The organism is Micromonospora citrea (genome assembly GCF_049629545.1).
In the GTDB taxonomy this organism is placed as follows: domain Bacteria; phylum Actinomycetota; class Actinomycetes; order Mycobacteriales; family Micromonosporaceae; genus Micromonospora; species Micromonospora citrea_A.
Genome location: NZ_JBNADX010000022.1, coordinates 90,532 through 108,491, shown reverse-complemented (window position 1 = coordinate 108,491; position 17,960 = coordinate 90,532). Strand labels below are relative to the sequence as shown.

Genomic DNA, 17,960 nt, shown 5'->3' with positions numbered 1-17,960 from the left:
TGTTGTTTTTTGTCTTTTTTGTTTTTTTGTTTTGTTTTTCTTTGGCTGTACCCCCCCCCCACGCCGCATTCCGGGGCGGGGTCAACGGTCCTCCGGTCCGGCGCGGAGGCGCGGCACCCAGGCGAGGAAGCGCCGGAAGAGGGCCGTCGGGTCGGGGCCGTCGTGCGGATTGAGCCGGTACAGGTCCCCGGCGGCGTCGTGCAGCACCGCGCAGAGGTAGACGCTGAGCGCGACCCGGTCGTGCGCGTACTCGGCGACCAGGGCGAGACGTGCCGTCGCGCAGGGCCACGGCAGGGCGCAGCTCCGGCAGAGCCAGATGGGGCGTAGCGGCAGGTGCGGGCGCGGCTCGCCGTCGCGCCCCGATCCGCCGGGCCAGGGGCCGGGGTTCACCAACGGCCGCCGTTGGCCCGCCACTGCTGCGCCGGCGTGAGCCAACCGGCACGCCCCACCCTCGGGTACGCCACGGTGACGTCGGCCCAGGCCGGACGGCTCGTAACGGGCGGGCCGGCGACCGGTTCGGTCGGGACGGTGACGTGCCGGGAGGGGCAGCTGTGCCACCGCAACCCGCACGAACACCACCGGCGAAGACCACGCCAGGTCCGGCGATGGCAGGGCGCGAGCGGTACTGGCGGAGGCGGGGGCGGTGCCGGCGTTCGGCGGTGGTGGGACGTGGGCGGTGCCGGCGTCCGGCGGTGGTGGGGTGTGAGCGGTAGCGGACCTCGGTTGCGGGCGGGGTCCTGCCACCCGCCCGAGTGACGGCGGTCCAGCAGGGCCGGCGCGGGCCGCTCGGTGGGTCGGGACAGGACAGGCTGGTGTCGCCGGGTGGGCCGGGGCATCTCGTCGTCTCCCTCGAAGCTGGTCGGTGGCGTCGTCTCCCCCGGCTGGTGGGACCGCCGGCCGGGGGAGCGGGCGGTCCCACCGCGACACCGCGCCGGCCGGAGGGTGGGCCGGGTGCTGTCGCGCTTCACAGTGTGGTGACGACACCACTACGGTGTGAAGGGTCCGCGCCCGCTGCCCGAGACGCCCTGCGATCACGGCTCGTCGGATCGGCGCGGCGCTGGAATGGACCACCCGGGGCGCTGGAGGACGGCTGGAGATGGCGGACGGGCGGATGACGGCGGCGGCCTTCCTGGTCGCCGAACTGCGCCGGGCGCGGACGCGCCGGGGCCTGAGCCAGGACGAGCTGGCCAAGGCGGTCAACTACTCGGCGTCGATGGTGAGCGCGGTCGAGCTGGGCCAGCAGCAGCCCACCGCGAAGTACCTGGAGCTGGTCGACCGGGCCCTGGACACCGGCGGCATCTTCGGCCGCATGCTCACCGAACTGGTCGCCCTCGACACCGCACAGGTGTGGTTGCGTGGCTGGCGGAGGATCCTGGCCGAGGCACGGATGCTCCGCTGGTACGAGTCGCGTTACGTGCCGGGCCTCTTCCAGACGGAGGCTTACGCCCGAGCGGTGTTCGAAGCCGGTGACCTGCTCGACCAGCCAGAGGTCGAGCGTCGGCTCGCCGAGCGGATGGAGTTTCAGGACTGCCTCTACGGTGACCGGGTTCTGAAGGTCGTCGCAGTCCTGGACGAGGGGGTGTTGCGCCGCTGCGTGGGCGGTCGCAAGACGATGGCCGACCAGGCTCTGCATCTCGCGCGGATCGCCACCGAGCATCCGCATGTCCGGTTGCAGGTGGTGCCGTTGTCGGCCGGGGAATACCCGGGCCTCGGCGGACCCTTCATCCTGGCGGCCCTGACCGACGACAGTGAACTCGGCGTCATCAGTGGGCAGGGGCGGGGCGAGGAGCTGCACGATCCGGCCAATCTCCGCCGGCTGCAACAGGTCTGGGAAGTTAGCCTTGGTGCGGCCCTGCCGGCGCAGGAGTCCGTCGAGCTGCTGAGGGAGATTGCCGAGTCATGGATCTGACCGGCGCCGTGTGGCGGAAGAGTAGCCGTAGTGACCAGACGACCCAGTGCGTCGAGGTGGCGATCAACCTGCCCGGGGTGGTCGGGGTGCGGGACAGCAAGGACCCGGCCGGGCCGGTGCTCACCTTCGACCCGTACGCCTGGCGGGCCTTCCTGGCCGCGCCGCCGCGCTGACCCGACCGGCCCACCTGCCGCGGACCTCTCCGCCTGTACCTGCCCGTGCCGCCAGTTCCGGCCGGCACACCGCCAGTGCGCGGTCAGTGCACGCCAGTGCTCCGCCAGTCCGTACCCTCGTGCCGCCAGTGCTCGGCCGGCCATGACGGAGTGCCGATCAGCGGATGATCGCGGCCAGGCCGGTCAGGTCGGTGATCTCGTGGCTGACCGGGGCGCCGGGCGGTGCCGGCCGCCCGTGCCGGTTGACCCACACCGCGCGGATGCCCGCCGCGTGCGCCCCGGCGACGTCGGTACGCAGCGAGTCGCCGACGTGCAGCACCTCGTCGGCGGCCAGTCCCAGCGCGGCGAGCGCCCGGCGGAACATCGCACCATCCGGCTTGTACGCTCCGACGTCCTCACTGGTCACCACGGTGGTGAAGGTCAGGCCGTGGTGAGCGACGACGGCCGCCAGGTCGGCCCGGTCGGCGTCGGAGACCACGCAGACCGGCAGTCGGAGGCCGGCGAGGAACTCCCGGGTGCCGGGGCGCAGCGGTGGTGGTCCCCAGCGGGCCGTCTCGGCCGCGTGGAGCGCCGCCGGGTCGCCGGGGCAGCCGAACTCGGCCATCACCCGGGCCAGGCTCGCCGGTGCGCTGTCGCGCAGCAGCCGGAACGGCGGGCCCTCCGCGACCCTGGTGTACTCCCGCATCCACGCCGCCGCGACGGCCTCGGCGGTGACCGGTGTGCTTGCCTCGGCTGCCACCCGGGCGGCGATCGCGGCCACCGCCGCGTCGTCGTCCTCCACGACGGTGCCGTAGAAGTCGAGCAGCAGGCCCTTGACCACGGCCGCAGTGTAGGCCGGATAACCCGTGGAGCGGCCGGCCCGGGTGCCGGCATGATCCGGGGCATGACCGGATCTGACGGGGTGCTGCTGGAGACCGCGCGGCTGCGACTGCGCCGGTTCACCGCCGACGACGTGGACCACCTGGTCGCGCTGGACGCCGACCCGGAGGTCATGCGCTTCCTGACCGGCGGGGTGGCGACGCCGCGCGAGACGGTCCGCGACGAGCACCTGCCGCGCATCCTCGCCCGGTACGACCACACCCCGGGCCTGGGCCGCTGGGCGGCACAGGAGCGGTCGACCGGCGAGTTCCTCGGCTGGTTCGCGCTCGACCCGTCCGACGACGGCACCGAGGCCGAGCTGGGCTACCGGCTGCGCCGTGCCGCGTGGGGGCGGGGCCTGGCCACCGAGGGCTCCCGCGCGCTGGTGCGGCACGCCTTCGACACGGTGGGCGTGCGGCGGGTGTGGGCGCAGACCATGGCGGTCAACGTCCGGTCCCGCGCGGTGATGGAGAAGGCCGGCCTGCGGTACGTGCGTACCTTCCACCCGCACTTCGACGACCCGATTCCGGGCACCGAGCACGGCGAGGTGGAGTACGAGCTGCTCAGGACCGACCGGCCGCCTTCCGCGCCCGGTACGCGGTGACAGCTGCCCGGTTGCCGCAGCCCGCGTCGCAGAACCGGCGGGACCGGTTCTTCGACAGGTCGACCAGCACGCTGTCGCAGTCGGCGTCGGCGCAGGTGCCCAGTCGGGCCAGCTCCCCGCCGCGTACCAGGTCGGCGACGGCCATCGCCGCCTCGACCGCCATCCGGGTCGCCAGCGGCGCGTCCCGGGGCACCGCGTGCAGGTGGTACGGCTCGTCGTCGTGCCGGACGAGCTGGGGCAGCGCGTGGGACTCGCGCAGCAGCTCGTTGACGATGGCGACGATCTCGTCGACGTCGGCGTACCAGATGCGGCGCAGCCGGGGCCGCAGCGCGCGGACGGCGCGCAGCTCGGCCTCGGTCCGTTCGTGCCGACCGGTCCAGCCGTGGGTGACGAGGAAGTCGCCCAGCGCGTCGACGTCCGGCAGCCCCTCGCCGTCCCGGCTGTCGGTGTTGACCAGGGCGGTCGCGGCGATCAGCCCGGCCTCGGTGTCATGAGCGAAAAGCAACTTGACTCCTGTCTCGACCGGCCGTTAGCGTCACCAGCATAAGCGCAGTTCGCTCATGACGACCACGCCGGCGAGGAGAGCCCGATGCACCAACGATCCACCGGCGTCGGCCTCGGCCTGGCCCTGCTGTCGGCCGTCACCTTCGCCACCTCCGGCACCTTCGCCCGCTCGCTGATCGAGGCCGGCTGGTCCGCCGAGGCCGTGGTCGTCGCCCGGGTCGGCAGCGCCGCCCTGGTGCTCGCCGTGCCGGCCGTGCTGTCCCTGCGCGGCAAGGGGGCGTTGCTGCGCCGCACCCTCGGTCCGGTCGGCGTCTTCGGCCTGCTCGGCGTCGCCACCGCCCAGGCCTGCTTCTTCAACGCCGTGCGCTACCTGCCGGTCGGCGTGGCCCTGCTGCTGGAGTACCTCGGCATCATCCTCGTGGTGGCCTGGATGTGGCTGGTGCACGGGCAGCGGCCCCGGCGGCTCACCGTGGTCGGCTCGGTCGCCGCGCTCGCCGGGCTGGCCTTCGTGCTCGACCTGGCCGGTGCCGGGCGACTCGACCCGGTCGGCGTGCTCTGGGGCCTCGGGGCGGCCGTCGGCCTCGCCGGGTACTTCGTGCTCGCCGCCCGGGTCGACGCCGGCCTGCCGTCGGTCGCCATGGCCAGCGGCGGCATGGCCGTCGGCGCCGCCGTGCTCGCCCTGCTCGGACTCGCCGGGGTGCTGCCGCTGCGGGCCACCTTCGGCGAGGTCGACTTCGCCGGGCAGCGCACCAGCTGGCTGGTCCCCATCGTCGGGCTGTCCCTGGTGGCGGCGGTGGTCGCGTACCTGGCCGGGATCGCGGCCACCCGCGTTCTCGGCGCCCGACTGGCGTCGTTCGTGGGGCTGACCGAGGTGATGTTCGCGGTGCTCATCGCCTGGCTGATGCTGGGCGAACTGCCGACCCTGGTGCAGCTGCTCGGCGGCGCGCTGATCGTCGCCGGGGTGGCGCTGGTCCGCCTCGACGAGCTGCGCGGCGTCCGGGTCGAACCGCTCACCGAGCGGACGGACGAACCGGCCCTGACGTGAGACGGTGTCCGTCGTGCTGAACGTGGTGGTGTTCGACGCCGACGAGACCCTGCTCGACCTGCGCCCGGCAGTCACCGGCGGGCTGGTGGGCGTACTGGAGGAGATGCGGCGGCTGACCCCGGCGGCGGCCGGCGTCTCGCTCGCGGACCTGGAATCCGACTGGGGTGCGGTCTTCGGTGCGCTGTCCGCCGCGCCGGTGGCGGAGATCCGGCGGGCGGCGCTGGCCCGCTCGCTGGCCCGGGCCGGGCTCACCGACCACCTCGACGAGCTGGCGGCGCTCTTCTTCGCCCGGCGGTTCGCGCTGACCCGGCCGTTCGCCGACGCGCTGCCCGCGCTCGCCGCACTGCGGCCGGGGTACGCGCTCGGCTACGCCACCAACGGCAACAGCCGCGCGGAACGCTGCGGCCTGGCCGGCGAGTTCGCCTTCGAGTTGTACGCGCACGACGGCGGCCTGCTCAAGAAGCCCGCGCCCGAGTTCTACGCCGCCGTGGTCGAGGCCGCCGGGGTGCCGGCGGAGCAGATCGCGTACGTCGGGGACTCGCTCGCCCACGACGTGGTCGGCCCGCAACGCGCCGGCCTGCGGGGGATCTGGCTCAACCGGGCCGGCCTGCCGTGCCCGCCCGAGGTACGCCCCGACGCCGAGCTGTCCACACTGGCCGAGCTGCCCGCCTTGCTACGTCAGCTGCAAACCGCGAGTACTGGATAACCGGCTCTTTCGGACTTCCACTGGCGCAATTCCTCCGGGTGCGGTCTGATGCTGCCACGTCCCTCAACGAGAGGATCTGATGTGGTGAGCAAACGCTTCACCGCCGGAGCCGTCGCGACCGCGGCGGCTCTGGCATTGACGGTCACCGGCACGGTGGCTCCGGCGAACGCCGAGCCGACCAGCAGCCGGATCTTCACCGTGGTGGCCGAGGACGGAGTGTCGGCAGACGCGGCGATCGCCGCGATCCGGGCGGCGGGCGGGACCGTCGTCTCCCGCACCGACGACGTCGGCCTGTTCCGGGTCACCAGCGACCGGGCCGACTTCGCCAGCCGGGCGACCGCCGCCGGCGAACTGATCGGTACGGCCGAGCAGAAGGCCATCGGCCGCAAGCCGAAGCTGGACCGGGTCGAGCAGGAACACCTGCTGACCCAGGCCAAGGGCATCGCCAAGGGCAAGGGCAAGAAGCTCGACCCGCTGGACGACAAGCTGTGGGGCCTGGACATGATCCGCGCCGACAAGGCCCGCAAGATCGAGCCCGGTGACAAGCGGGTGACCGTCGCCATCCTCGACACCGGTGTCGACGCCAGCCAGCCGGACCTCGCGCCGAACTTCAACTGGTCGCTGTCCCGCAACTTCGCCCCCGACATCGTCGACATCGACGGCCCGTGCGAGGTGGCGAGCTGCCTCGACCCGGTCGGTACGGACGACGGCGGGCACGGCACCCACGTCGCCGGCACCATCGGCGCGGCAGCCAACGGCTTCGGGCTCTCCGGCGTCGCCCCGAACGTCTCGCTGGTCGAGCTCAAGGGCGGCCAGGACTCCGGGTACTTCTTCCTCGACCCGGTGGTCAACTCCCTGGTGTACGCCGGCAAGGCCGGTATCGACGTGGTGAACATGTCCTTCTACGTCGACCCGTGGCTCTACAACTGCACCGCCAACCCGGTGGACTCCCCGGAGGCGCAGGCCGAGCAGCGGGCCATCATCAAGGCCATGAAGCGGGCCCTGAACTTCGCCCACCGCAAGGGCGTGACCCTGGTCGGCTCGCTCGGCAACAACCACGAGGACCTCGGTGCGCCCCGGACCGACGTCTCCAGCCCGGACTACGGCTCCGACCCGTACCCGCGGCCCATCGACAACGAGACCTGCTGGGACTTCCCGGTCGAGGGTCCGCACGTGATCGGCGTCTCCGCCGTCGGCCCGTCCGGCAAGAAGGCCGACTACTCCAACTACGGCACCGAACAGATCTCGGTCGCCGCACCGGGCGGCTGGTTCCGGGACGGCTACGGCACCGACACCTTCCGCACCGACGCCAACATGATCCTCTCCACGTACCCGAAGAAGGTGCTCCAGGAGGAAGGCTCGGTCGACGAGAACGGCGACATCGTCGCGGGCTTCGAGGAGTCGGTGTTCAAGCAGTGCACCACCAAGGGTGAGTGCGGGTACTACACCTACCTGCAGGGCACCTCGATGGCCTCGCCGCACGTCAGCGGCGTCGCCGGGCTGATCGTCAGCAAGCACGGCAAGAAGCAGGGGCGCAACGGCTTCGGCCTGGCGCCCGAACTGGTGGAGCAGCACCTGTACCGGACCGCCGCCGAGCACGCCTGCCCGGAGCCGCGCCTGCAGAGCTACACCGACGAGGGCCGTTCGGTCGAGTTCGACGCGTACTGCGCCGGCTCGCTGAACTTCAACGGCTTCTACGGCTACGGGATCGTCGACGCGTATGCCGCCGTGAAGAGCCCGCTCAAGCCGCACGTCCAGCCGTAACACATTTCCAGGGAGGGCCCGGGCGACCGCCGTCGCCCGGGCCCTCTGGCGTCCGGGGCGCTGTCCACTCGCCGTTTGCGGCGTGTCGCGGTATCCGGGGTGGGTGGATGCCGCGACACGCCGCAAACGGTGGCGCGCCGTCACCGCCGCCAGCCGCGGGAGGCGAGGGCGGTTCGGACCTCGCGGAGGACTGCCGGGAAGTCGCCCCGGAGGCGGCGGCTCGTCACGTGCAGCACGAGCCAGCCGGCGGCCACCATCTGGTTGAGTCGTCGACGGTCGCGGTGCAGTTGGTCGGGGTCGGCGTGCCACTGGCCGTCGTACTCCACCGCCACCCGGAACTCCGGCCAGGCCAGATCGGGGTGCAGGACCAGGCCGGACGACAACCGGACCGGGTGCTGGGTGACCGGTCGGGGCAGGCCGGCGAGGATCAGGCGTACCCGCAGGTGGGACTCCGGCGGTGACTGTGCTCCCGGGTCGGCCAGCCCGAACACACGGCGGGCCCGCCGACCACCGGGACGGTCGGCGAAGCGGTCGGCCACCTCGGCGAGGGCAGCCAGGTCGGTCAGACCGCCGGCCAACAACGAGTCGACGATGCCGACCGCCCGGAGCGGATCGAGCCAGGCTCCCGATTCCCAGGCGGCGACGGCCGGCTGCGACCAGGGCGAAAGGCCGCCCGCACGAAAGGACGGTGCGCCGCTCGGCGGAGATCCATCGGGCGGCATGGGCAGGCCGTCGGTCACCGCATCCTGCGTGGCCGCGCCGGTCGTCACATCCGGCGCTGAGTCGTCGCCCGAGTCGACCTGACGCGACGGCGTCGCCCGCCCGCCGTGGTGACAGCGTCGTGTGGACCCGTACGCCCCGCTGGCTGCGGACGCTCGTCGCCCACGGGGCCAGGACGTGGACGTCGTCGACGAATACCGCCGCGTGCTCGACGCCGTGCAGGTACGCCGCCGACGGTCCGGCGAGCACCGTCCCGGCCGGCATCCGTAGGGACACTGCCCGGCAGGCCAGCCGGTGGTCCCGGTCGAGGCGGGAATCGGCGTAGACGTCGCGACCCAGCCGCACCCAGGCGGCGCTGCGCAGCTGATGGGGGCTCAGCAGCCCGTGGCGGATCGCATCCGAGCCGCGGAATACCTGCCAGGCCAGCATGCTGGGCCGGTGCGCGAGAGGAGGCATGCCGGTCAGCGTGGCGACGACGAAGCCCCCGGCGGCACCCCCTGTGGACAGCCCACGCGCCGCCCGCCGGACCCCTTGTGGAAAACCCCCACCCACCACACCCGCTCTGCTAGGGGCCATTCCTCGGTCCACTTGCTTTGCGGCGTGTGGTGGGGGTTGGGGAAAAAAGAAAAAAAGAAAAAACACAAAAAAAGGCCTTTTTTTTTTTTTTTTTTCGTTTTTCCCACCCCCCCAACCCCCCCCCCCCACGCCGCAAACGGAGTCGATCGCGGCGGGGCGGCGGGGCGGAGGGGCGGTGGCGGCCCGGTCAGGAGAGGGCGGCGGCGATCGCGGTCGCGGCGGCGGCGACCTGAGGGCCGACCGTGTCGACGTCGAGCGGGGCCAGCGCCACCACGCCGACGCTCGCCTCCAGCCCGGGCACCCCGAGCACCGGCGCCGCCACCCCGTACGCCCCGGACTGCAACTCCCCGGCGCTGCCCACCGGGCGCGCGTCGCCGGAGCGGCCGGCGAGGATGGCCCGCCCCGCCGCCCCCCGCTCCAGCGGATGCCGCGCCCCTGTCCGGTACGCGACGTGGAACGACGTCCAACTCGGCTCGACCACGGCCAGGGCCACCCCCTCGCCGCCCTCGACCACGGTGAGGTGCGCGGTCGCGCCGGCCTGCTCGGCGAGCCGGCGCAGCGCGGGCAACGCCCCCTCGGCGAGCAGCGGCTGGGCCCGGCGGGCCAGGTGCAGCACCCCGGCGCCGAGGCGCAGCCGCCCGTCGCCGTCCCGGCGGATCATGCCGTGCCCGGTCAGCGCGCCGACCAGCCGGTAGACCGCCGCCCGGCCGATGCCCAGCCGGTTCGCCGCCTCGGTGACCGTCAGGCCGGACGGGGCGTCGGCCACCAGGTGCAGCAGGCGCAGGCCCCGGTCGAGGGTCTGCGCCGTCTCTCCGCCGCGCGCCTGCGTCTCCACGACAGGCAGCGTACGGCCCGGCTCCGGCCAACCACGAAATGCGGGGACGGCTACCCTTGTACGGTGACGCTACGCCTGTATGACACCGCCACCCGATCGGTGCGGGACTTCGTCCCGCGGGAAGCCGGCAAGGTGGGGGTCTACCTGTGTGGTCTCACCCTCCAGGCACCCCCGCACATCGGCCACCTTCGCTCCGGCGTCAACTACGACGTGCTGCGCCGCTGGCTGGTCGCCGCCGGCTACGAGGTCCGGTTCATCCGCAACCTCACCGACATCGACGACAAGATCCTGATCAAGGCGCAGGAGCAGAACCGGCCGTTCTGGTCCATCGCGTACGCCAACGAGCTGATCCTGGCCGAGTCGTACCGGGCGTTGAACGTGCTCGCGCCGACGTACGAGCCGCGCGCCACCGGGCACATCCCGGAGATGCACGAGCTGATCGCCAAGCTGATCGCCGACGGGCACGCCTACCCGGCCACCGACGGCTCCGGCGACGTCTACTTCGACGTGCGTTCCTGGCCGGCGTACGGGTCGCTGTCCGGTCAGTCGCCCGACGACATGCAGTCCGCCGGGGACGCCCCCGACCGGGGCAAGCGCGACCCGCGCGACTTCGCGCTCTGGAAGGGCGCCAAGCCCGACGAGCCGGCCGACGCGTACTGGCCGTCGCCGTGGGGCCGGGGCCGTCCCGGCTGGCACATCGAGTGCTCGGCGATGTGCTGGCGCTACCTCGGCCCGGAGTTCGACATCCACGGCGGCGGGCTCGACCTGACCTTCCCGCACCACGAGAACGAGATCGCCCAGTCGCAGGCCGCCGGCCTGCCCTTCGCCCGGTACTGGGTGCACCACGGCCTGCTCAGCATCGGCGGGGCGAAGATGGGCAAGTCGCTCGGCAACACCCTCGACCTGACGTACGTGGACTCGCTCGGGGTGCGCCCGGTGGAGCTGCGCTACTACTACGCCGCCGCGCACTACCGCTCCCGGATCGACTACTCCGAGGACGCGCTGCGTGAGGCCGCCGTGGCGTACCGGCGGATCGAGGGCTTCGTGCAGCGCGCCGTCGAACGGGTCGGCGGTGGCCAGCTCGGCGACCTGCCCGCCGGCTTCGTCGCGGCGATGGACGACGACCTCAACACCTCCGCCGCCCTCGCCGTGCTGCACGAGGTGGTCCGGGACGGCAACACCGCCCTGACCGCCGGCGACGATGTGACCGTCCGCACGACCCTCGCCTCCGCCCGGGCCATGCTGGATATCCTCGGCGTCGACCCCCTGGACCCGGCCTGGACGGGCGGCGACCGCGCAGACGACCTGCGCGGCGTGGTGGACTCCCTGATCGCGCTCGCCCTGGAGCAGCGCGCCCAGGCCCGCAGCCGCAAGGACTGGGCCGCCGCGGACGCCGTACGCGACCAGCTCAAGCAGGCCGGCGTGGTGGTCGAGGACACCCCCCAGGGCCCCCGTTGGACTATTGGAGAGCAGGACTGATGGCCGGCAACTCGCAGCGCCGTGGCCGGCGACTGACGCCGAAGGCGGGCGCCCCCAAGGGCTCCGGTGGCAAGAACAAGGACTCCCTCGCGGGCCGGGGCCGGACCCTGCCCGCCGACGAGCGACCCTGGCACAAGGCGTACTCGGGCACCGAGAAGCTGCCCCAGCGCACCGCCTGGAAGCAGGACAAGGAGCGCCGCGCGGCGGCCGAGGAGGGGCGCGCCCCCAAGATCGGTCAGCCCGGCAGCAAGGACACCACCTGGGGCAAGGGCACCCGGGGTGTCCCCGCCGGTCGGGGCGGCGGGGGCGGCGCGGGCGGCCGGGGCGGCAAGCCCACCGGCCGCACCGGTCCCCGGGTCGCGCCGGGGCGCAAGTCCAACCCGGCGAAGGACACCCCGGAGCTGCTGGTCGGCCGTAACCCGGTGCTGGAGTCGCTGCGCGCGCACGTGCCGGCGACCGCGCTCTACACCGCGCAGGGCATCGACGCCGACGACCGGGTCAACGAGATCGTCCGGACCGCTGCCGACCGGGGCATCGCCATCCTGGAGATCAGCCGCGCCGAGCTGGACCGGATGACCGGCGGGGTGCTGCACCAGGGTGTCGGCCTCCAGGTGCCGCCCTTCGCGTACGAGCCGTTCGAGGACCTCGTCGCCGCCGCGCTGGAGCAGCCGGCCCCGCTGCTGGTCGCGCTGGACGGGGTCACCGACCCGCGCAACCTGGGCGCGGTCATCCGGTCCGCCGCCGCGTTCGGCGCGCAGGGTGTCTTCGTACCGGAGCGGCGGGCCGCCGGGATCACCGCGACCGCCTGGCGCACCAGCGCCGGCGCGGCCGCGCGGGTGCCGGTCGCCCAGGTCACCAACCTGACCCGCTCGTTGAAGGCCTGCCAGGACGCCGGCTTCATGGTGGTCGGCCTCGACGCCGACGGCGACACCGACCTGTACGACCTGGAGGCCGCGGTCGGCCCGCTGGTCGTGGTGGTCGGCTCCGAGGGGCGCGGGCTGTCCCGGCTGGTCGGCGAGACCTGCGACCTGACCGTCAGCATCCCGATGATCTCCGACGTCGAGTCGCTCAACGCCAGCGTCGCCGCTGCGGTCACCCTCGCCGAGGTGGCCCGCCGCCGCGCCGCCGAGGTCTGACCCGACCCCGGGCACACACGAAAGGGGCGGTCCGCCGTAGCGGACCGCCCCTTCACCGTACGTACGTCAGATCCGGCTGCCGGTGGTGGCGTGGAAGACGTGGGTGCGGCCGGGGCGCGGCTTGACGAACACGGTGTCACCCATGTTCGGCATGGTGCGACGGTCGGTGCGGACCACGAAGCGCTCGTTGTGGCCCTCCAGCGCGGCGTGGCCGTAGACGTTGGCGTCCGAGCCGAGGTCCTCGACCAGCTCGACCACGACCGGCATGCCGCCCTCGGTCGGGCTGACCAGGTCGCAGTCCTCCGGACGGAAGCCGACGGTCACCTTGCCGTTGCTGCCCTCGGCGCGGGCCGCCGCGGCCTGCTCGCGGGTCAGCGGGAGGAGCAGCTCGGCGAAGGCCGCGCCGTGCTCGGTCAGCGGCACCGTCTTGATGTTCATGGCGGGGGAGCCCATGAAGCCGGCGACGAAGACGTTGGCCGGGGTGTCGTAGAGGGCGCGCGGGGTGTCCACCTGCTGGAGGACGCCGTCGAGCATGACCGCCACCCGGTGACCCATGGTCATGGCCTCGACCTGGTCGTGGGTGACGTAGACCGTGGTGATGCCGAGCTTCGCCTGCAGCGAGGCGATCTGGGTACGGGTCTGCACGCGGAGCTTGGCGTCGAGGTTCGACAGCGGCTCGTCCATGAGGAAGACCTGCGGCTCGCGGACGATCGCGCGGCCCATGGCGACCCGCTGGCGCTGACCGCCGGAGAGCGCCTTCGGCTTGCGGTTGAGGTACTCCTCCAGCTGGAGCAGCCCGGCCGCCTCCTTGACCCGACGGTCGATCTCGTCCTTCGGGGTCTTGCGCAACTTGAGCGCGAACGCCATGTTCTCGTACACCGACATGTGCGGGTAGAGGGCGTAGTTCTGGAAGACCATCGCGATGTCGCGGGCCTTCGGCGGGAGGTGGGTGACGTCCCGGTCCTCGATGTAGATCGCGCCGTCGTCGACGTCCTCCAGACCGGCGAGCATCCGCAGGCTGGTGGACTTGCCGCAACCCGACGGGCCGACCAGGACGAGGAACTCCCCGTCGCCGATCTGCAGGTCGAGCTGGTTGACCGCGGGGCGTTCGGTGCCCGGGTAGATCCGGGACGCCTTCGCGTAGGTGACCGTAGCCATGGTGGTGCGCTTCCTTTCACCGGCAGGAACGTGCCGGACGATCCGAGTGAAGGAGCAGCCGGCACCGCGTCGGCGCCGGCCCACGGACGCCGCCCCGTGGGCGGCCGGAGCCGGGCGGGGTGTCGCACGTGTCACTGCACGGTAAACCGCTTTCCGCACCGTGCCAAGACGAGAGACAACGGATGGGACGGGCGGCATACACATTCCGGGCAGTCGGGCACGGCGAGGCATCAATCCCCACGACTGCCGGTCGGTGTGAGCGCCCGCCGGTCGGTGGGCCGGTCGGGAAATTGACGTTTTCCGTGCTCGGGACCCCTGCCGAGCGGGAATTCCGGACGTCAGTCGCTATGCTGACGTCGTCACACGCGCCCCTGTAGCTCAGCTGGCCAGAGCACTCGCCTTGTAAGCGAGATGTCGCCGGTTCGATCCCGGCCGGGGGCTCCAATTCCATCAGGCGTTCTGCGACGGGCGCTGCCGTGAGTCGCCGGGCCGACAGCAGCGCGGGTCACGCCAGCTGCCCGTCGAGGTTGGCGTGGGCGTAGCCCTTGAACGTGCCTTTGACGTCGGCGTGCCGGGCGATGGCCTGCACGACGTGCGGCGGTACGCCCAGATTCAGCACTTCGCCGCCGACCCCGCTGGCCGCGAGGTTGGTGGGCTCCATCGGGGTGCCCCGCTGAGAGGAAAAAGCTAGGAGACGTCGAAGAGCCGGAGATCGTCGTACTCGGCGAAGTCGGCGTAATCCTGCCGTTGAAGGTCGCCAGCGGTCGACGGACTCCTTGGCGTCCGGTGCGCCCGTCGACGACGCCTCGCTGCCGGTCTGCCGGTCTCAGGACGTGGTGGGGGCGGCTCTCCCCGGCAACTCGTGGCGACGCAGGAGCAGGACGGCCAGCGCCACGGCGGCGAAGGCGAGCGCGCCGAGCGGACCGGTGTCGAGCACGGCCACGTTGACGACGGCCGCGCAGAGGAGCAACAGCAGCAGGCCGAGTGCGGCCAACGCGCGGACACGGGGGACCAGCAGGCCCACCCCGCCCGCCACTTCGAGTGCCCCGACCACGAAGCGCAGCCACTGGCCGGCACCGATGTCGTCGAACATCTCGACCATGGTCGGATCGCCGGTGAGCTTGAGCAGCCCACCCCCGGCGACGGCGAGGCCGAGCAGGATCTGCAGCACCCAGGCGGTGATCGTGGCGGCCCGAAGGCTTCCCAGGAGTGTGGTCGGTCGTGACATGGCTCGTCCTGTCCGCTCTGCGGGCATCTCGGTGGCGCCCGTCAGTAGAGACGTCGAGGTCGGCGGCCCGTCCCGGACATCCGCTCCCCCGCGCCGGTTTCATCCGGCCCCGTCCACTGTGTCCGGCGGGTGCCACGCCGGAGATGTCGATCTGTATCGTGTCGTGGCCATCTACCACGGGGGATCACCACACATGACTCTGCATCCGTACGCCCGGCTCGCCCTGGGCGCCGCGATCCTCGGCGTCGGGGTCGTCGCCGCGCCGGCCGCCGCCGTCGCGTCGTCCACGCCCGAGACCGCGAAGCTCGCCGCCGTCACCGAGCAGGACCCGGACACCGGCCGGAACAAGAAGTACCTGGTCGGCCCGGACGAGGTCGCGCCCGTCGTGCTGGGCGTGACGAACATCGACGAGAAGCCGGTCGACGGTGTCGTCGTGCAGGTCCGGGTCTTCAACGACCTCGACCTCACCAGGCGGTACGACAACTGCTGGTACTCGACGTGGACCAACCAGGACGCGGCCTGGTGCGAGTTCAGCGACGTTCTGGAGGCCGACGCCACGCTCGCGTTGACCGCGTCGATCGTCAGGACCGCGCCGAACGCCCGAGCCGACCAGATGCCGGCGGTCGTCTTCCGCTGGGCCAGCAAGGAGTGGGCCGACGCCCGGGGTGGTGTCGAGGCCCTGGCGAAGGCGGACGCACTTCCCGGCACCGAGGTCGAGCGCGGCACGGACGGCACTCTGCGGTTGGAGCCCCGTTCGCTGCCGTTGCCGGAGACCCCCCGCCCGATCAACTTCGCCTACGTCGGGCTGACCACGCCGTCGCCCGAGCCGACCGGGTCCCCGACCGCCTCGCCCACGGCCGTGCCCACCGGCTCGCCGTCGGCCCCCGCCACCACGACCCCCAGCGCCGGCCCCACCGTCCCCGGCGGTGAGGACGGCGGCGAGGGCGGCGGGCTGCCGGTGACCGGCGCGGGCACCGCCACCCTGGCCGGTGTCGGCGCGGTGCTGCTGCTCCTCGGCGGCGGGGGCTTCCTCGTCGCCCGTCGTCGGCGGACCCGTTTCGTCGCCTGCCGCTCCTCCCGGCGGCCCCCCTTTCCCCCCGTGTGGCCGGGGGCGCTGCACGTCCCGGGGCCCGGACCTTCGGTCCTCAGCCCCAGTTCTGCGGGGCCTGCTGGCGGGTGGCGACGTTGAGCCGGTTGAAGAAGTTGGTGGTCGCCACCCAGAGCACGAGGGCGGCCATCTCCTTCTCCTCGAAGTGCCGTGCCGCCTCGGCCCAGATGGCGTCCGGCACCGCGTCGGCCCGGTCGGCGAGCCGGGTGGCCGCCTCGGCGAGCGCGAGCGCCGCCCGCTCCGCCTCGGTGAAGTACGGCGTCTCCCGCCAGGCGGCCAGCGCGAACAGCCGCTCCTCGGTCTCGCCGGCCTTGCGGGCGGCGCGGGCGCCGGAGTCGACGCAGGGGCCGCACCCGTTGATCTGGCTGGCCCGCAGGTGCACCAGCTCCAGGGTGCGCCCCGGCACGCCGGCCGAGTGGGCGGCCTTGTAGAGCAGGTTGACCGCCCCGGCGATGTCCGGCAGCACGGCGGCGGGGTTCTGCATGCGCGGTTCGGTGGTCATTCGATCCGTCCTCTTCATGTCGGGCTGGCCGGCGTCGTCGCATCGCGTCGCCGTGGTCCGTCACCGGTATGTCGACGGCCAGCCGGACGGCGTGACAGATGTGACGGTGGTCACGGATCCCGGACAGCGCGACGCGCCCGGCCGAGGCCGGGCGCGCCATCCGTTCATGCTGCTAGATGATGCTGTTGAAGCCGTTCCAGCCGCTGCCGATCTGCTTGGCGGCCGAGTACGGAACGCCGTTGTCGCGGACGATGTTGTTGGCGTACATCCAGAGGGTGCCGTCGGTCTTGCGGGCGACCAGGTCGGTGAAGCCGTCCCCGGTGACGTCGGCGCCGACCAGGGTGTCGAAGCCGTTCCAGTTGCTGCCGATCTGCTTGGCGGCCGAGTACGGAACGCCGTTGTCGCGGACGATGTTGTTGGCGTACATCCAGAGGGTGCCGTCGGTCTTGCGGGCGACCAGGTCGGTGAAGCCGTCGCCGGTGACGTCGGCGCCGACCAGGGTGTCGAAGCCGTTCCAGCCGCTGCCGATCTGGCGGGCGTCCGGGCTGCTGTAGGGGACGCCGTTGTCGCGTTCGATGTTGTTCGGGTACAGCCAGAGGGTGCCGTCGGTCTTGCGGGCGACCAGGTCGGTGTAGCCGTCGCCGGTGACGTCCGCTCCGACGATCCGGTCGAAGTTGCCCCACCCGCTGCCGACCTGCCGGGAGGCGGAGCTGCTGTAGGGAGCGCCGTCGTCCCGGACGATGTTGTTCGAGTACAGGATCATCGTCCCGTCGGACTTGACGAGCAGCACGTCGGTGAAGCCGTCACCGGTGACGTCGGCGTTGACGATCCGGTCGGAACCGCTCCAGCCGCTGCCGATCTGGCGGGAGGAGGCGCCGCTGTAGGGGACGCCGTTGTCGCGTTCGATGTTGTTCGAGTAGAGCCAGAGGGTGCCGTCGGTCTTGCGGGCCACCAGGTCGTGGTAGCCGTCGCCGGTGACGTCGGCGACGCCGGGGTCCTTCACGGGGGCCTCGCTGCTGGTGCTGATGTTGTTGTACCGGCGTGCGACGTAGTCGCTCGCCGGGTGCGAGTCGATGCGCCCGTCGGAGCCTCCGGTGAGGGTCTCCGTCGCCATCTTCACCGGCGTCGAGCCGAAGGCGTAGTACTCGAAGGTGCCCGTCGACTTGTCGATCCATCGCTTGAAGAGGATGACGTGTTGGCTGGCGATGTTCAGCACGTCGCCCGGCTGGAGGTCGTTCTTACTGATCTGCTTCGACACCGTGTACATGTTGTGGGTGGTCTTCGACGTCGAGAGGTGCCAGGCCATCGAGACGAACCCGGAGCAGTCGGTGCGGTAGTTCCTGCCGTCCTGGTCGGGGTAGTAACCCCCCTGGTTGTACGGGATGCTGCCGCGGTTGTCGTACCAGAATTTGGCGCGGCTGAGCACTTCCGTCGGGGTTATCTGCCCACCCACGGTGGATGCGGCGAAGGCCGCCTCAGGGGCGCTCGTGACCACGGTGGCGACGCCACCGGTGAGGCCGACGCCGGCGGCGAGGGCCGCCCCGAGTGCCAGGCTGGTCAGTCGTCGGATCGCGGTGCTCTTCATGGTGAGCCCTTTCAGGGTTGGTTGTCGGGCAGGTTCGGCCGGCCGTCGGGCCACCCTCGGCGGGGACCCG

Annotated in this window: 19 protein-coding genes and 1 tRNA gene; 10 read left to right on the top strand and 10 right to left on the bottom strand. The window is 72.2% G+C overall.

Annotation, left to right across the window (positions count from 1 at the left end; genetic code table 11):
• Nucleotides 1-81: 81 nt before the first annotated feature.
• A complete protein-coding gene (locus ACPFP2_RS22410) occupies nucleotides 82-390 on the bottom strand; it encodes a hypothetical protein (protein ID WP_424091130.1) in 309 nt (102 codons plus the stop codon).
• Nucleotides 391-1,096: 706 nt separating this feature from the next.
• Here ACPFP2_RS22410 and ACPFP2_RS22405 point away from each other — a divergent pair.
• The gene (locus ACPFP2_RS22405) at nucleotides 1,097-1,909 is read left to right on the top strand and encodes a helix-turn-helix domain-containing protein (protein ID WP_424091129.1); all 813 of its coding nucleotides are present in this window, start codon (nucleotides 1,097-1,099) and stop codon (nucleotides 1,907-1,909) included.
• Nucleotides 1,900-2,082: a DUF397 domain-containing protein gene (locus ACPFP2_RS22400; protein WP_424091128.1), complete on the top strand. Its 183-nt coding sequence runs from the start codon at nucleotides 1,900-1,902 to the stop codon at nucleotides 2,080-2,082. Before ACPFP2_RS22405 ends, ACPFP2_RS22400 begins: the two co-directional genes overlap by 10 nt.
• Nucleotides 2,083-2,239: 157 nt before the next feature.
• On the opposite strand, the gene ACPFP2_RS22395 is transcribed toward ACPFP2_RS22400, so the two are convergent.
• Nucleotides 2,240-2,902: an HAD family hydrolase gene (locus tag ACPFP2_RS22395; protein ID WP_424091127.1), complete on the bottom strand. Its 663-nt coding sequence runs from the start codon at nucleotides 2,900-2,902 to the stop codon at nucleotides 2,240-2,242.
• Between the two features lie 63 nt (nucleotides 2,903-2,965).
• Between ACPFP2_RS22395 and ACPFP2_RS22390 the strand changes: the two genes are divergently transcribed.
• The gene (locus tag ACPFP2_RS22390; RefSeq protein ID WP_424091126.1) at nucleotides 2,966-3,544 is read left to right on the top strand and encodes a GNAT family N-acetyltransferase; all 579 of its coding nucleotides are present in this window, start codon (nucleotides 2,966-2,968) and stop codon (nucleotides 3,542-3,544) included.
• Here ACPFP2_RS22390 and ACPFP2_RS22385 read toward each other — a convergent pair.
• Nucleotides 3,504-4,049: a CGNR zinc finger domain-containing protein gene (locus tag ACPFP2_RS22385; RefSeq protein ID WP_424091125.1), complete on the bottom strand. Its 546-nt coding sequence runs from the start codon at nucleotides 4,047-4,049 to the stop codon at nucleotides 3,504-3,506. The genes ACPFP2_RS22390 and ACPFP2_RS22385 overlap by 41 nt on opposite strands.
• Nucleotides 4,050-4,133: 84 nt before the next feature.
• Here ACPFP2_RS22385 and ACPFP2_RS22380 point away from each other — a divergent pair, with 84 nt between their 5' ends.
• From ACPFP2_RS22380 to ACPFP2_RS22370, 3 genes are all read left to right on the top strand, one after another.
• On the top strand, nucleotides 4,134-5,093 hold the full coding sequence (locus tag ACPFP2_RS22380; RefSeq protein ID WP_424091124.1) for an EamA family transporter: 960 nt from the start codon (nucleotides 4,134-4,136) through the stop codon (nucleotides 5,091-5,093).
• A 13-nt stretch (nucleotides 5,094-5,106) separates the two neighbouring features.
• Nucleotides 5,107-5,799 carry an HAD family hydrolase gene (locus tag ACPFP2_RS22375; protein ID WP_424091139.1) on the top strand — a complete coding sequence of 231 codons (693 nt, stop codon included), beginning with the start codon at nucleotides 5,107-5,109 and terminating at the stop codon, nucleotides 5,797-5,799.
• 84 nt (nucleotides 5,800-5,883) lie between these two features.
• A complete protein-coding gene (locus ACPFP2_RS22370) occupies nucleotides 5,884-7,563 on the top strand; it encodes a S8 family serine peptidase (RefSeq protein ID WP_424091123.1) in 1,680 nt (559 codons plus the stop codon).
• A 140-nt stretch (nucleotides 7,564-7,703) separates the two neighbouring features.
• Here the strand turns inward: ACPFP2_RS22370 and ACPFP2_RS22365 are convergent, their stop codons facing one another.
• Together ACPFP2_RS22365 and ACPFP2_RS22360 are read right to left on the bottom strand one after the other, a co-directional pair.
• Nucleotides 7,704-8,144 (bottom strand): endonuclease domain-containing protein, encoded by a 441-nt coding sequence (locus tag ACPFP2_RS22365; protein ID WP_424091122.1) that lies wholly within the window; start codon nucleotides 8,142-8,144, stop codon nucleotides 7,704-7,706.
• Nucleotides 8,145-9,046: 902 nt separating this feature from the next.
• Nucleotides 9,047-9,694, bottom strand: coding sequence for an IclR family transcriptional regulator (locus ACPFP2_RS22360; RefSeq protein ID WP_424091121.1), 648 nt, complete (start codon nucleotides 9,692-9,694; stop codon nucleotides 9,047-9,049).
• Nucleotides 9,695-9,757: 63 nt separating this feature from the next.
• Between ACPFP2_RS22360 and cysS the strand changes: the two genes are divergently transcribed.
• The gene (cysS, locus tag ACPFP2_RS22355; protein ID WP_424091120.1) at nucleotides 9,758-11,173 is read left to right on the top strand and encodes a cysteine--tRNA ligase; all 1,416 of its coding nucleotides are present in this window, start codon (nucleotides 9,758-9,760) and stop codon (nucleotides 11,171-11,173) included.
• A complete protein-coding gene (rlmB, locus tag ACPFP2_RS22350) occupies nucleotides 11,173-12,309 on the top strand; it encodes a 23S rRNA (guanosine(2251)-2'-O)-methyltransferase RlmB (RefSeq protein WP_424091119.1) in 1,137 nt (378 codons plus the stop codon). Before cysS ends, rlmB begins: the two co-directional genes overlap by 1 nt.
• 66 nt (nucleotides 12,310-12,375) lie before the next feature.
• Here rlmB and ACPFP2_RS22345 read toward each other — a convergent pair whose 3' ends face one another.
• The gene (locus ACPFP2_RS22345) at nucleotides 12,376-13,467 is read right to left on the bottom strand and encodes an ABC transporter ATP-binding protein (protein WP_424091118.1); all 1,092 of its coding nucleotides are present in this window, start codon (nucleotides 13,465-13,467) and stop codon (nucleotides 12,376-12,378) included.
• Between the two features lie 367 nt (nucleotides 13,468-13,834).
• Between ACPFP2_RS22345 and ACPFP2_RS22340 the strand changes: the two genes are divergently transcribed.
• A tRNA-Thr gene (locus tag ACPFP2_RS22340) sits at nucleotides 13,835-13,911 on the top strand.
• A 61-nt stretch (nucleotides 13,912-13,972) separates the two neighbouring features.
• Here the strand turns inward: ACPFP2_RS22340 and ACPFP2_RS22335 are convergent.
• Entirely contained in the window at nucleotides 13,973-14,128 is a 156-nt protein-coding gene (locus ACPFP2_RS22335) for a hypothetical protein (RefSeq protein WP_424091117.1), read from the bottom strand.
• Between the two features lie 165 nt (nucleotides 14,129-14,293).
• Nucleotides 14,294-14,695 carry a DoxX family protein gene (locus ACPFP2_RS22330; protein WP_424091116.1) on the bottom strand — a complete coding sequence of 134 codons (402 nt, stop codon included), beginning with the start codon at nucleotides 14,693-14,695 and terminating at the stop codon, nucleotides 14,294-14,296.
• Between the two features lie 193 nt (nucleotides 14,696-14,888).
• Here ACPFP2_RS22330 and ACPFP2_RS22325 point away from each other — a divergent pair, with 193 nt between their 5' ends.
• A complete protein-coding gene (locus ACPFP2_RS22325) occupies nucleotides 14,889-15,884 on the top strand; it encodes an LPXTG cell wall anchor domain-containing protein (protein WP_424091115.1) in 996 nt (331 codons plus the stop codon).
• Here the strand turns inward: ACPFP2_RS22325 and ACPFP2_RS22320 are convergent.
• Nucleotides 15,841-16,305 (bottom strand): carboxymuconolactone decarboxylase family protein, encoded by a 465-nt coding sequence (locus ACPFP2_RS22320; protein WP_424091114.1) that lies wholly within the window; start codon nucleotides 16,303-16,305, stop codon nucleotides 15,841-15,843. The genes ACPFP2_RS22325 and ACPFP2_RS22320 overlap by 44 nt on opposite strands.
• Nucleotides 16,306-16,477: 172 nt before the next feature.
• Nucleotides 16,478-17,890 carry an FG-GAP-like repeat-containing protein gene (locus ACPFP2_RS22315; protein ID WP_424091113.1) on the bottom strand — a complete coding sequence of 471 codons (1,413 nt, stop codon included), beginning with the start codon at nucleotides 17,888-17,890 and terminating at the stop codon, nucleotides 16,478-16,480.
• Nucleotides 17,891-17,960: the final 70 nt, after the last annotated feature.